This window comes from Sporosarcina sp. P32b (genome assembly GCF_002743335.1).
GTDB lineage: Bacteria > Bacillota > Bacilli > Bacillales_A > Planococcaceae > Sporosarcina.
On sequence record NZ_PDZB01000001.1, the window covers coordinates 1 to 14203 of the forward strand.

A 14203-nucleotide genomic window follows, 5' to 3' on the forward strand; every position below is an offset into this window, starting at 1 on the left:
GTCGTGGAAGTGCTGGCTTATTACGTTTCTTTCAGGCGTACGTAATAAGCGGCATGGGGTTGTGGTTCTTGCACGTTCATTTTCTTTTTCCTGTTTGTTCAGTAGTTTGTGGTTTAGCTGTCTATGTAAGTGGCAAGTTCATTGTCGCCACTTCGGCGCTGGTGGATGGCTTTCGCGAGGAGCCAGAGACAGGAAAAGTTCGCCTGTCTTTGTCTCCTCGCTACGCCTACCACGGCAGGCGCCTTCGTTGGAGTGGGTGTAGGGCAGTTTAGGTAGTTGTTTTTAACCGTCGCAGTGCTGTCGGATTACGTTTCTGTTAATTGTGCGTAATAAGCGGCGTTGGGCTATGGTTCTTGCACGTTCATTTTCTTTTCCTGGTTAAATCAGGAGGTTGTGGTTTAGCTGTCTATGTAAGTGGCGAGTCCATTGTCCTCACTTCGGCGCTGGTGGATGGCTTTCGCGAGGGGCCAGAGACAGGATAGTTCGCCTGTCTTTGTCTCCTCGCTACGCCTACCACAGCAGGCGCCTTCGTTGGAGTGGGTGTAGGGCAGTTCGTATACTTCTTTTTCAAAATTACAAGATCAGTATCACCAAATCACTGATCTTTTTCCTATTAGAATCACAACTTAACTGAATACCCAACGGTAGCGCAGGCACAACTGCGGGGTAGGCCGTGGCCAGGAGACAACTGGTGGCACTTTGCCAGCTGGCTCCTGGCTGTAGGCAATCCCCCACGTGCCTGCGCGGGTCCAGAAAGCAGACACTCACTAACTTCAATGCCCGACAGCCGGTCGAGAGACGCCCCGACGTAAAGTGACAAAGACTCGGATCCGCATAGTCATTCCGCCAACCGCATTTGAGGTTGGGTAAGATACGCAATTAATCATTCTTGGAACCACAACCAAAATAGATTCCACTCACCAACTTCCGTCCCCAACAACCAGTCGAGCAACGCCCTCAACCCAAAATGCCAAAGCCACGAAGCCGCCTAGTAACTCTGCCGGCCGCGTTTATCCGCCGGGTGAACCACACATCGATCCGGTCCTCTCAAGTAAATCCGAAACATTGAAAAACACCAATGGTAGATATCCGACATGCGTTAAAAGCATTATATTTCCAAGGATGAATAGCATGAATGGTACAGAGAAATAATATATTAATATTATATTGACAAGTTAAAGCGCTTTCATGGTAGAATGGTAATGTCTATGACTACAAATAGAAAAGGGGAGATGGTCACATGAAGAAAAACTCACTTCGCCTACTGGCGTTAGTTTCCATGCTCGCGCTTCTTGTGCTCGCAGCTTGCGGTAACGACGAAAAAGCTGACGGCGACAAAGGTGCAGACGGAAACAAAGAGGAAGGTAAGGCAGAGCAAGACTACAAGTTCTTGAGCTTACTTACTGGGGGAACACAAGGAACTTATTATCCACTAGGTGGATCTTTTGCTGAATTCATTACTCAAGAAACAGGCATCAAGACGACTGCTGAAGTATCTCAAGCATCTGCTGCGAATATGACAGCGCTTAAAGATGGAGACGCAAACATTGCATTCGTACAAACAGACATCGCATACTACGCTTCTAAAGGTGAAATGATGTTTGACGGAGATGTAATCGACGAGGTATCTGCTGTAGGTTCACTTTATCCTGAAACAGTTCAGTTGGTTACGTTGAAGAAAAGCAATATTAAGACATTTGAAGATCTAAAAGGCAAAAGCGTATCAATCGGTGCTCCAGGTTCTGGAACAGCTGCAAACGCTGAGCAATTACTTGAAATTCATGGTTTAGCTTTAGGCGATATCAAAGCACAAAACTTGGACTTCGGTGAGTCACAAGAAAGTCTACAAGCTGGACAAATTGACGCTGCATTCATTACAGCTGGAACTCCAACAGGTGCTGTTGAAGGTCTAAACGCTACTTCTGAAGTTTTCATTATTCCAGTAGAAGACGACAAGGCTGATGAATTAATTGAGAAATACCCATACTACGCTAAAGAAATGATTCCTGCTGGAACGTATGGTTCTGAAGTAGAGACGCCTGCAGTATCAGTAGGTGCAATGCTTGTTATGCAGAACGATATTTCTGAAGAACTTGGTTACCAGATCACAAAGGCGATTTATGAAAACGCTTCGAAAATTCAACATGCCAAAGGTGCTTTGATTAAAGCAGAAAATGGTTTGAATGGTATTGGTATTCCTGTACACCCAGGTGCACAGAAGTACTTTGACGAAGTGAACTAATAAACTGAGTTAGTTATCTGATAGGAGCACGTGGGGACGGTAAAGCGAAAGCTTTGTCCGTCCCATTCTTAATTTTTTAAAGTAATTAGCGAATTTCATACACTATTGTGCTTATTGCATGTATTGTAACAGAAAGGAATAGGCGGATGAAATCAAGAAAAATCGTTCTTCTGCTGACGTTTCTGATAGGAGTTGTAATGCTGATCATATTGTTTTATCCATATAGACAAATGATCATACTAGAAGAGGTTCGGAGCGAACAGCCAAAGGCGTATTATCTTCCATTACACGAGAGTCGACATTTTCAAATTCATTATATTCACTCCATCCATTTGTCCAATGTGAAAGAGCAATATCGCATTACCGACAATGGAAAGCTCCGTTTCGAATTTATGCAGTATGAAGATGTAGCCATCGGATTACCAGGTTATGCAGAAGAAGGCGAAGTACTGCAAGTTGAAGATGGTGTTTATACGCTTACATTCGAAAACCGCGTGATAGATTCGTTTGTTCTCTACATAGGTAGGGTGAATGCAGATCTGTCTTTGCGATATGAGCAACAAGATTATCATCTGAAAGAATTTCTTCAAAAGGGTCATTCTTATGAATTCCATGTGGCAAAGGTATCAAATTATAAGATGTTAAAAGGAGTCAGATTAAATGGAAAATAATAAAGACCGGGAAAAAGATATTCCCGCCATTTCCGATGAAGAAATGGGTACGCTTTCTGAACAAGAACAACTTGAAATTCTTCAAAAGTACGACCCAGAGTCCAATACGAGAGATTTGAAAGGCTTATTTGGCAAGATTGTATTTTTCGGTTTGTTGGCATTTTCAATTTTTCAGTTATATACCGCGATTGGTAAACCATTTACAGCTCAAATTCAGCGATCTATTCACTTAGGTTTTGCTTTATCACTTATATTCCTCATGTTCCCTGCTAGAAAAAAGATCGGTGTGCGCCGCGACAAAGTACCGTTTTATGATATTATTTTATCTTTATTGGCGATAGCAGTTGGTTTATACTGGCCACTATTTATCAACGAACTAGTATTTCGTGTAGGGCGAGTATCTGATCTCGATTTAATTATCGGTATTTTAGCGGTACTACTAACATTAGAAGCAGCGAGACGGGCGGTAGGAATGCCAATCACCATCATCTCAGTTGTGTTTCTGGCTTATGCATTCTTCGGGCCTTATTTCCCAGGGTTCCTTGCACATAGAGGACAAAGCGTGGAAAATCTCGTTCAATTAATGTTCTTTACAACGGACGGGATCCTCGGTACGCCGATTAGTGTATCTGCCACCTTCATATTCGTCTTCCTTTTGTTCGGGGCGTTCTTAGTGAAGACGGGCGTAGGTAACTACTTCAATGACTTAGCTGTAGTATTGGCAGGTCGTTTGACTGGTGGACCTGCAAAAGTCGCAATATTCTCAAGTGCGTTGCAAGGTACTATTTCAGGTAGTTCTGTAGCCAACGTTGTAGGATCCGGTTCATACACGATTCCTATGATGAAGAAGCTAGGTTATCGTAAGGAATTCGCAGGTGGAGTCGAGGCAGCTGCCTCTACAGGTGGACAGATTATGCCGCCGATTATGGGAGCCGCTGCATTCCTAATGGTTGAATTTATCGGCGGTGTAACGTATTGGGAAATTGCCAAAGCGGCCGCTATCCCGGCGCTACTGTACTTCACTGGAATTTGGATTATGACTCATTTCGAAGCAAAGCGTGTTGGTTTGAAAGGATTGGATGCATCCCAGATTCCGAACCGCAAAGAAACGCTGAAAAAGATTTATTTATTACTACCGATTTTAGGCATTATCGTCTTCTTGTTGATAGGTATTCCAACAATGAAAGCAGCATTACTTGGTATCGTACTGACTATCGCTGTGAGTGCAATTAGTAAGGAAACAAGAATTGGATTTAAAGATATGATTGACGCGTTAGTAGACGGTGCTCGTACAGCATTGGCTGTAGCAGCGGCGACTGCCTGTGCGGGTATTATTGTCGGGGTTGTGGTTAAGACGGGTCTTGGACTTAGCTTGGCAACAGGCTTGATCTCAGCTGCTGGTGGTAACGTTTTGCTGACATTAATTTTCACAATGTTCGCAGCTATCATTTTGGGCATGGGTTCTCCAACGACGGCAAACTATGTTATTACGTCTACAATTGCAGCGCCTGCCATCATTACATTATTAATGCTAGATGAGCCTACAGGTGCAGCTGTGCCGATTGTAGTGGCAGTATCTGCACACTTATTCGTATTTTACTTTGGTATTATTGCGGATATCACGCCGCCTGTTGCATTGGCTGCCTTTGCTGCTTCAGGTATTTCGGGTGGAGATCCGATCAAGACAGGTATTACTTCCGCCAAACTGGCAATTGCCGCCTTCATTATTCCGTATATGTTCGTCTTTAATCCGGCAATGCTGATGCTCGACTCGAGTGTAACGGAGATTGTATGGGTGACGTTGACTGCCATTGTCGGTATGGTTGCCATCGGGGCAGGCATAATTGGTTATTGGTATCGTAAACTGAACTGGATTATGCGAATTATAACGTTAGGTACAGGCATGTTGTTGATCTATCCAGAAACGATGACAGATATCATCGGTTTAGTTTTATTCATCATCTTACTGGCGTTCCAGTGGATGGGGAATAAGAAACATAATTCACCTAAATTAGCTTCTAATTAAATTACTTTTAAAAGACTTGCCGGCTTGAAATAAAGCTTGCAAGTCTTTTTATTTTATTTAGGATAAGAATTTTCGAAATCAACCTCTGTATTTTTGCGTTTTACTAGTCTGATTGAGTGAAAAGAACTAGATTAGATGGAATTTTCAATAAAGGACGAGACTAGTATAGACAAGGCTTTTACTGGAATGTGATTTGTGAAACACATGATAAAATAAAAGTCAAGAAGCCGAAGGACTAGAAATACCTCGAACTAATTTGGACTAATTACGCAGTTTTACCATCGCGAGTTATGTATATACTACATGTAAGCGAATCAGTCATAACGAATAAAATATAGAGGTCGGTACAGAAACCAATCAAATCGAAAAGGAGAGAAAATACTATGAATACACAAGAAACATGGTGGGAAAACGTGTTTGAAGGGCATTTGGCACATGGCTTTAACAAAGAACGGATGAGTGAGCTGGATCATGAAGAGTTTTTATATTTTGAGAATGAACCAATAGAAGAACAAGTAAACCCCATGCAGTAAATGAAAGGAGAAGCGGCCCTGAATAATGTAACGAAATTCCATGAAAATCGGTAGTTTTTCTGATGGTATAGAAAAATTATCGATTTTTAATTTCTTTGTTTACAACCAGGATAGATAATGCTATTATAGTGTTTGTGCTTGAGAGCCTAACTGGCTTACTTAAAATGCACATCCTAGTAAAATCGATTCCGTAGCTCAGCTGGGAGAGCGCCACCTTGACAGGGTGGAGGTCGCTGGTTCGAGCCCAGTCGGAGTCATAGGTGCCAAACCTAAGTTATTTACCGTAGGAACACGGTTTATAACAATAAACAGTCCTATTAGACCGAATGTCTAGGGGCTGTTTTTTTATGTCTAGATTTCAAATGAAGTTTTCATTACAATCAAATGATAGTACATACACTCACCAGTCATGCGGTGTATACTTATAGTGCGAATATTTATTTAGATAGGCAGGAGGAGTCATATACAATGAAGAGAAAACAGGTAACATCTAATGTAAAAGAATATACAGTGGAAGAACAGATAGAATTATTGCCGTATTTATTGAAGGTTATGTCAAAAAGCAGTAGGAATTCGGTGAAGTCCATTCTTACACGTGGCCAAGTTATGGTGGATGGTCAGATGACAACAAAACATAATCAGTCGTTAGCGCCTGGACAAAAGGTTGAAATACAAAGCAACAAAGCGGCTATAAACGTCTCGAAATTAGTAGGTGTATCTATTCTACATGAGGATGACGATATCATCGTGATCAATAAAGAGGCAGGCGTTCTTTCTGTAGCTTCTGAAAAAGAAAAAGATCAGACAGCCTATCGAGAAATTACAAAGTACGTCAAGAGAAGTCATCCTGAAAATCGTATTTTTGTCGTGCACCGTCTTGATCGAGATACATCGGGCGTAATGATGTTTGCCAAAAATGAAGAAACGCAGCAAGCATTGCAAAGTACATGGAATGAATCGGTAAAGGAACGTTTATATACTGCACTTGTCGAAGGAAAAGTACGAACTGAATCAGGAACTATTTCTTCTTGGTTAACGGAAAATAGTGCATTCAGAGTCTATTCAAACCCTACCGACAATGGCGGACAGCACGCGATTACACATTATAGAAGAGTACAAGCAAATAAGGATTGTTCATTGCTGGAGGTTCTTTTGGAAACAGGTCGAAAAAATCAAATCCGTGTACATATGGAAGAATTGGGACATCCAGTTATAGGGGACAAAAAGTATGGTGCTACAGGCAACCCGTTGCGCAGAGTGGGACTTCATGCAACCGCATTGTCTTTTCTACATCCACGTACAGGGGAACTAGTTCGATTTGAAGCAGAAGTACCTCAGATCTTCGTTACGCGTTCAAAATAATACATCATGTATTTTGCAGTTCCTTGGAATCTCTAAGGAACTGCTTTTTCATGTCATTTCATTCAAACGGATGTTTGAATGATTGAATTGACAAAATATCTGGAATTGCATATACTAAAGCTAATCAATCAAATGAACGATTGAATGATGGAAACGTTAAAATGAACGATTTTTTGAGAGGACTGATCACATGGCTTCTGGGAAAAATGTCTATCGCCTGCAAAATTTGTCGTGCACAAGTTGTGCCGCGAAATTCGAGAAAAATGTTCGGCAGATTGATTCTGTTGAAGATGTACAGCTGAACTTTGGTGCATCCAAATTAACGGTTGCAGGAGAGGCCTCTATTTTACAATTAGAAGAAGCGGGTGCGTTTGACGGTATAAAGGTATTCCCTGAAAAGCAGCGGATTATTAAACAGCATACCCCTTTTTGGAAAAAACGTGAAAATCAAACGACTATTGCTTCGTTAGTTTTACTAGTAGCAGGGTATGCAGTATCTACCGCGAATGGTGCTAATAACTGGCTGTCGATTGCTTTGTTTCTCTCTGCCATATTAATCGGCGGATTCAGTTTAATGAAGGAAGGATTAACGAATCTTTTCAAACTTGAATTTGATATGTCTACATTAATGACAATCGCAGTGATCGGAGCTGCACTCATTGGTGATTGGGCAGAAGGCGCGGTTGTAGTCTTCCTGTTCTCCGTCAGTGAAGCATTAGAAAGTTACTCAATCGATAAAGCGAGAAATTCCATTACGTCTCTAATTGAAATCGCTCCCACTACAGCGATTGTACTTCGTGGTACGAATGAATTTGAAGTAGATGTGGAAGATTTACGAATTAATGATGTGATTTTGATTAAACCGGGACAAAAGATTGCGATGGACGGTGAAGTCATTCAAGGGGACTCATCTGTTAACCAGGCAGCAATCACAGGTGAGTCTGTGCCTGTCCATAAAGTACTAGGAGACGAAGTGTTTGCTGGAACGTTGAATGAAGAAGGTGTAATGCAAGTTCGTGTTACAAAGCTTGCTGAAGACACGACAATTGCCAAAATCATTCATTTAGTCGAAGAAGCACAGGCAGAAAAAGCACCGACACAGCAATTTGTCGATCGTTTTGCGAGATACTATACACCAGCCATTTTAGGTATTTCTTTACTGATCATGATCATACCGCCACTATTACTCGGTGGAGTATGGGGTGACTGGTTCTACAAAGGTCTTGTCGTATTAGTAGTCGGCTGTCCGTGTGCATTAGTCATTTCAACACCTATAGCCATCGTTACCGCGATTGGTAACGCTGCACGTAATGGTGTGTTAATCAAGGGTGGCATTCATTTAGAAGAGACCGGACAAATTAAAGTCGTGGCGTTCGATAAAACAGGTACGCTAACTGAAGGGCGTCCGGAAGTAACTGATGTCGTGACCGTGTCCACATTAACTGAAGATCAAGTATTGCAACAAGCTGCTTCAATCGAGAAGTACTCCCAACATCCATTAGCCTCATCGATTATGCGAGCGGCAGAGAAATTACCACTAGGATTGCTAGCAGTGGAACAATTCCAATCGATTACAGGCAAAGGTGCAAAAGCTATGATTGGAGAGCACTTGGTGCATGTGGGAAGTCCGAATTTATTCAGAGAAATGAATACAGTCGAAGCATCAATTGAACAGCAGATTCTTACCTTGCAGAAACAAGGCAAAACCGTCATGCTCGTCTGGTCTGAAGCAGGACTAGAAGGAATCATAGCAGTAGCTGATCAAGTCCGTAAAAGTAGCTTGAAAGTCATCGAGAAGCTTCATGAAATGGGCAAGAAGACTGTTATGCTAACGGGTGATAATCAATCAACCGCTTTAGCAATTGGAGCGCAACTTGGTTTGTCAGAAGTCAAAGCAGAATTATTACCGGATCAAAAAGTCGAGATGATTAAATCATTGAGTCAATACGGTAAAGTAGCAATGGTAGGTGACGGAGTGAACGATGCACCGGCTTTAGCTACAGCAAATGTTGGTATTGCGATGGGTGGAGCAGGAACAGATACTGCACTTGAAACGGCAGATATTGCATTGATGGCAGATGATTTGGAGAAACTTCCCTATACTATCAAATTAAGCTCACGCACAAAACAAATCATTCTTCAAAATATTTCGATCGCACTAGGTTTGAAAGTCATCGCGTTGCTACTCATCATTCCAGGCTGGCTGACATTATGGATGGCGGTCATGGCGGATATGGGTGCGACCGTCATTGTAGTATTGAATTCATTGAGGCTCATGAAAAATAAAATATAATGGAGAAACTTCAGTCGAATAAATCGTCTGAAGTTTTTTCTGTTGAATAAAATGGTAGACTGATAACAAGAACAAACATGAGGAGTGTGGATTATTTGGCAATGAGCAGTCTAGAACTTGAAATGATTATGAACAAACAGAAGCAATATTATACATCAGGAGTGACGCGCAGTATGTCATTCAGGAAAATGATGTTGGAAAAATTGTATAAAGCGATTCAGAAGCATGAAAAAGAAATCTCGGATGCATTGCATCAAGATCTACACAAACACCCGCTTGAAGCATATGTAGCAGAAACAGGATTTGTTTTATCGAGCATTACACATATGTTGGATCACTTGGATGAATGGGCAGCTCCTGAAAAGGTGAAAACGCCACTCCATTTACAACCAGCAACTAGCTTTATCGTAAAAGAACCATATGGCAGCGTATTGATTATTGGACCGTTCAACTATCCGTTCCAACTATTAATTGATCCACTAATCGGTTCAATAGCAACAGGGAACTGTACGGTGTTGAAACCTTCAGAAGATGCAGTGCATACGGCGGCAGTCGTAGACAAAATTATTACAAGTGTATTTCCACCGGAGTTTGTATCCGTTGTGCATGGTCACAAAGAAGAGACACAATTATTACTTGGCGCGCCATTTGATTATGTATTCTTTACAGGCAGTGCAAAAGTAGGGAAAATCGTTATGAAAGCTTGCGCGGAAAGATTGACTCCATTGACTTTAGAATTGGGTGGTAAAAGTCCAGCCGTTGTCGACCATACTGCAGATATTAAAAAAGCGGCGGAGAAAATTGTTTGGGGTAAGTTCATGAATGCAGGTCAAACATGTGTAGCACCAGACTATGTACTGGCTGACGTTTCGATTCATGATGAATTAATCCATGAAATGAAGAGTGCGATCCAGCGTTTTTACGGGAGTGACGCACAGAAGAGTGCTGATTACGGTCGCATCATAGCAGATCGTCATTTCGATCGATTAGCGAAAATATTAGATGAAGATCAAGCATATATCGTAGAAGGTGGCAAAACAGATGCTGCGGATAAATACATTGAGCCGACGATTTTAGCGCTATCAGACTGGAATAGCGCAAGTATGCAAGATGAGTTATTTGGTCCGATCTTGCCTGTCCTGCCTTATGACAATTTAGGGGTTGCACTTCAGCAAATCAGCATGTTGCCTAAGCCGCTAGCTGCATACTTTTTCACTGAGAACGATGAGGCCGCTAATCATTTCATTGAAGTATTGCCATTTGGTGGCGGATGTATCAATGACACCGTTTCTCATGTCGCAAACATTCATTTGCCATTTGGTGGAGTAGGTCCATCTGGAATGAATCAATACCATGGAAAAGCAAGTTTTGAAACATTCTCCCATTCGAAATCGATGATGAAAAAGAGCACAGCAGTATCGGTGCCGCTCGCATTTCCTCCGTACAAAGGAAAATTGCCATTAGTGAAGCGTTTCTTGCGCTAACGGTAAGGAAATTCAAACTTTTGTCCACGCGCTTTGCTGGTTTTCGACTAGCAAAGTGCCTTTGTGGTCAACTAGATTTTTTGAAATGAACATACTAAGTCCTGCGCCATTTTCTGTTGTATATTCTGTCTCAAGATACACCTATCCACCTCGAGTACAGGGTGGATGCAATAAGAAAAGACGCGTATGATATAGGTAATTGATTAAGTAGATGCTACTTCATTAAACAGAATAAAAAAGCGTTTATGAATTACTTTTTGTTTATTTGCTATAATTATAAGAGTTATTCACCAACCTATTGGAGGAAACCATATGAACACGAAAGAATTACTATCAGTGCTACCTGTAAAAACCATCAAAGGAACATTGCCAGAAAATGTGACAGACGTGGCAGTGGATTCAAGAGCTGTTCAAGATGGAGGGGTATTTGTTTGTCTGAAAGGTTATACAGTGAACGGTCATCAATTCGTTAAGAGTGCATTGATGAGTGGGGCGCGCGTCATTATCGCATCAGAGCCGATTATGATAGATGAAGATCGTACAGCAGTTGTCTATGTAGAAAACACATCAAAAGCAATAGAGTTACTGGCGTCTAAGTACTATCAGTATCCTTCAAAGCGCATGAAGATGATTGGTGTGACGGGAACCAATGGAAAAACAAGTGTTGGTAACATCATTCATGATATGCTGCGACAGACGGAAGAAAAAACAGCCGTTTCAGGTACGATTGGCTTTAAATTAAATGATATCCTTTATGAAACAGAAAATACTACGACCGATGTTTTGACAACGCAGCAAATGATTGCACAAGCAGCAAATGAAGGCTGTGAATCGATGATCATGGAAGTTTCTTCACATGGCTTAGTTGAAGGCCGACTGGCAGGAACTGAATTTGATATCGCGATTTTCACTAACTTAACGCATGACCATTTGGACTATCATAAAACGATGGAGAATTACAGTGCAGCGAAAGGTTTACTGTTTGCACAACTAGGTCAGCAACTTGATCAGCAAAAGTTTGCGATCATTAATGCAGATGATCCATGGAGTAGTAAAATGATCGAAATGACTTCTTTCCCCATTTTTACATACGGTATTCATGTGAAGTCTTCATTCCAAGCGACAGCGATTGACATGCATTCGAACTATACGAAATTTCAATTGCAAGCACCGGACGGAACGTTCTCGGTCAGGATGCCGTTAATTGGAGAGTTTAATGTCTATAATGCCTTGGCTGCAATTGCAGCGTTATATGCTAAAGGAATGGCGACAGAAGATATTTTACCGCTGATTGCGAATGTATCCACAGTGAAAGGCCGCCTGGAAAAAGTGGAGACCTCTCTACCACTGACGATTTTCATTGATTATGCACATTCACCGGATGCGATTGAAAAAGCGATTGCGACCGTACAACCTTTAAAAAAGGAAGGCAACCGTCTATTATTCCTAATTGGAACGGGAGGCAATCGTGATCGGCTGAAGCGCCCGATTATGGGAGAAAAAGCAGCGGCTGCAGATTATGTAGTCTTTACGACAGATGATCCACGAGATGAGCCGTATGAGTCCATCATATCGGAACTTAGTGCCACAATGCCGCATAATCAGTATGCATGTATAGGTGATAGAGAAGAAGCAGTCCGTCATACTATAGAGCAAGCGAATGCAGGAGATATCATTATATTTGCCGGAAAAGGACATGAAGATTTTCAGATTATCGGCAATACGAAATATCCACATTCAGATGCGAAAATTGCCCTTCTAGAAGCAGCTAAAAAGTTTGGCGATACAACCATTAATAAATGAAGGACAGTTTGAATTTGAGAGTCTATAGTTTTTTAGTCAATTCAATGAAAATCATTGAAATGCATCCCTATTCTCTCTATGATAGAAAACGTAAGCAAAAGGAGAGTACGATTGATGCAAAAGAATAAACATGATGAAATTACATCGCGACGAACGTTTGCGATTATTTCTCACCCAGATGCGGGTAAAACGACAATTACTGAAAAGTTACTATATTTTGGCGGAGCGATTCGCGATGCAGGAACAGTTAAAGGAAAGAAATCAGGGAAATTTGCTACGTCTGACTGGATGGAAATTGAAAAACAACGGGGAATATCGGTAACATCTTCGGTTTTGCAATTTGATTATGCTGGCAAACGTGTCAATATTTTGGATACACCCGGACACGAAGACTTCAGTGAAGATACGTATAGAACATTAATGGCAGTAGATGCCGCCGTCATGATGGTGGATTCAGCTAAAGGAATTGAGCCACAGACGATTAAATTGTTCAAAGTATGTAAAATGCGCGGGATTCCAATCTTCACATTCATCAATAAAATGGACCGACAAGGTAAAGAACCATTGGAACTAATGGAAGAATTGGAAGAAGTGTTAGAAATCCAATCATATGCTATGAATTGGCCGATTGGTATGGGGAAAGAGTTCCTAGGCATTTACGATCGATTCAATGAACGTATAGAGTTGGCACGCCCTAATGCAGATGAGGAACGTTTCCTCCCAATCGACGATGAAGGCGAGCTTGCAGTAGAGCATTCTATGAAAGAGACGTCTTATTATAAGCAAGCACTAGAAGATGTCATGCTATTGAATGAAGCAGGAAACGACTTCGATGAAGAACGTATCGCGAAAGGTGATTTAACACCTGTATTCTTCGGTAGTGCATTGACTAACTTCGGTGTTCAAACATTCCTAGAAACGTTTTTACAGTTCGCACCTGAGCCACAACCTCGGTTGACGAAAGATGCTGAATACGTAGATCCTGAATCTGATGTTTTTTCAGGTTTCATCTTCAAAATTCAAGCGAATATGAATCCTGCACATCGGGATCGTATTGCATTCGTCCGAATTGTATCAGGTGAGTTCGAGCGTGGCATGACTGTAACCGTTCCACGTCTATCGAAAAACTTTAAGTTAACTCAAACGACTCAATTCCTTGCAGATGATCGTGAAACCGTCAATCAAGCAGTAGCGGGCGATATCATTGGGTTATATGACACGGGTAACTATCAAATCGGTGACACGGTCATTAGCGGTAAAGCGAACTTCCAGTTTGAAGCCCTTCCGCAATTTACTCCTGAGCTATTTGTTAGAGTAAATGCCAAAAACGTAATGAAATCAAAACAGTTCCACAAAGGAATCCTACAGCTCGTGCAAGAAGGAGCTATTCAATATTATAAAACCTTGCATACTGAAGAAGTCATTTTGGGTGCAGTAGGTCAGCTTCAATTCGAAGTATTTGAACATCGCATGAGAGCGGAATACCACGTAGAAGTGCAAATGGAAACGATGGGATCCAAAGTAGCACGCTGGATTGAAAACGAAGAAGATGTGAAAGAGTCCATGGCAGGACAACGCGCGTTACTCGTAAAAGATCGACATGATCAAAAAGTATTCTTGTTTGAAAACAATTTTGCTATGCGTTGGTTCCAGGATAAATTCCCGGACATTAAGCTGTATAACCAATTATAATATATATAACAAACATACCCGGTCGGATTAATGGTAATCCGACCGGGTTATTTGTTAAAATTGTGAATAAGTTTTGTGCATATTCGCTATTATTCGA

Annotated in this window: 10 protein-coding genes and 1 tRNA gene; all 11 read left to right on the top strand. The window is 41.5% G+C overall.

Translation table 11 applies throughout. The features are described 5' to 3' along the window. A partial coding sequence (locus CSV64_RS16790) for a hypothetical protein (protein WP_233191837.1) occupies nt 1-272 on the top strand: 272 nt, incomplete at its 5' end. A 968-nt stretch (nt 273-1240) separates the two neighbouring features. Continuing rightward, nucleotides 1241-2242 carry a TAXI family TRAP transporter solute-binding subunit gene (locus CSV64_RS00005; RefSeq protein ID WP_099633025.1) on the top strand — a complete coding sequence of 334 codons (1002 nt, stop codon included), beginning with the start codon at nt 1241-1243 and terminating at the stop codon, nt 2240-2242. A 146-nt stretch (nt 2243-2388) separates the two neighbouring features. Continuing rightward, nucleotides 2389-2913 carry a DUF1850 domain-containing protein gene (locus CSV64_RS00010; protein ID WP_099633026.1) on the top strand — a complete coding sequence of 175 codons (525 nt, stop codon included), beginning with the start codon at nt 2389-2391 and terminating at the stop codon, nt 2911-2913. Beyond that, a complete protein-coding gene (locus tag CSV64_RS00015; RefSeq protein WP_369823466.1) occupies nt 2903-4939 on the top strand; it encodes a TRAP transporter permease in 2037 nt (678 codons plus the stop codon). Before CSV64_RS00010 ends, CSV64_RS00015 begins: the two co-directional genes overlap by 11 nt. 383 nt (nt 4940-5322) lie before the next feature. After that, nucleotides 5323-5472, top strand: coding sequence for a hypothetical protein (locus tag CSV64_RS16720; protein ID WP_169535185.1), 150 nt, complete (start codon nt 5323-5325; stop codon nt 5470-5472). Between the two features lie 184 nt (nt 5473-5656). Further along, a tRNA-Val gene (locus CSV64_RS00020) sits at nt 5657-5729 on the top strand. 211 nt (nt 5730-5940) lie between these two features. Then, nucleotides 5941-6834 carry an RluA family pseudouridine synthase gene (locus CSV64_RS00025; RefSeq protein ID WP_099633027.1) on the top strand — a complete coding sequence of 298 codons (894 nt, stop codon included), beginning with the start codon at nt 5941-5943 and terminating at the stop codon, nt 6832-6834. A 190-nt stretch (nt 6835-7024) separates the two neighbouring features. After that, nucleotides 7025-9127: a heavy metal translocating P-type ATPase gene (locus tag CSV64_RS00030; protein ID WP_099633028.1), complete on the top strand. Its 2103-nt coding sequence runs from the start codon at nt 7025-7027 to the stop codon at nt 9125-9127. Nucleotides 9128-9222: 95 nt separating this feature from the next. Then, nucleotides 9223-10611, top strand: coding sequence for an aldehyde dehydrogenase (locus CSV64_RS00035; RefSeq protein WP_099633029.1), 1389 nt, complete (start codon nt 9223-9225; stop codon nt 10609-10611). Between the two features lie 312 nt (nt 10612-10923). After that, nucleotides 10924-12414: a UDP-N-acetylmuramoyl-L-alanyl-D-glutamate--2,6-diaminopimelate ligase gene (locus CSV64_RS00040; protein WP_099633030.1), complete on the top strand. Its 1491-nt coding sequence runs from the start codon at nt 10924-10926 to the stop codon at nt 12412-12414. A 114-nt stretch (nt 12415-12528) separates the two neighbouring features. Next, a complete protein-coding gene (locus tag CSV64_RS00045) occupies nt 12529-14106 on the top strand; it encodes a peptide chain release factor 3 (RefSeq protein WP_099633031.1) in 1578 nt (525 codons plus the stop codon). Nucleotides 14107-14203: the final 97 nt, after the last annotated feature.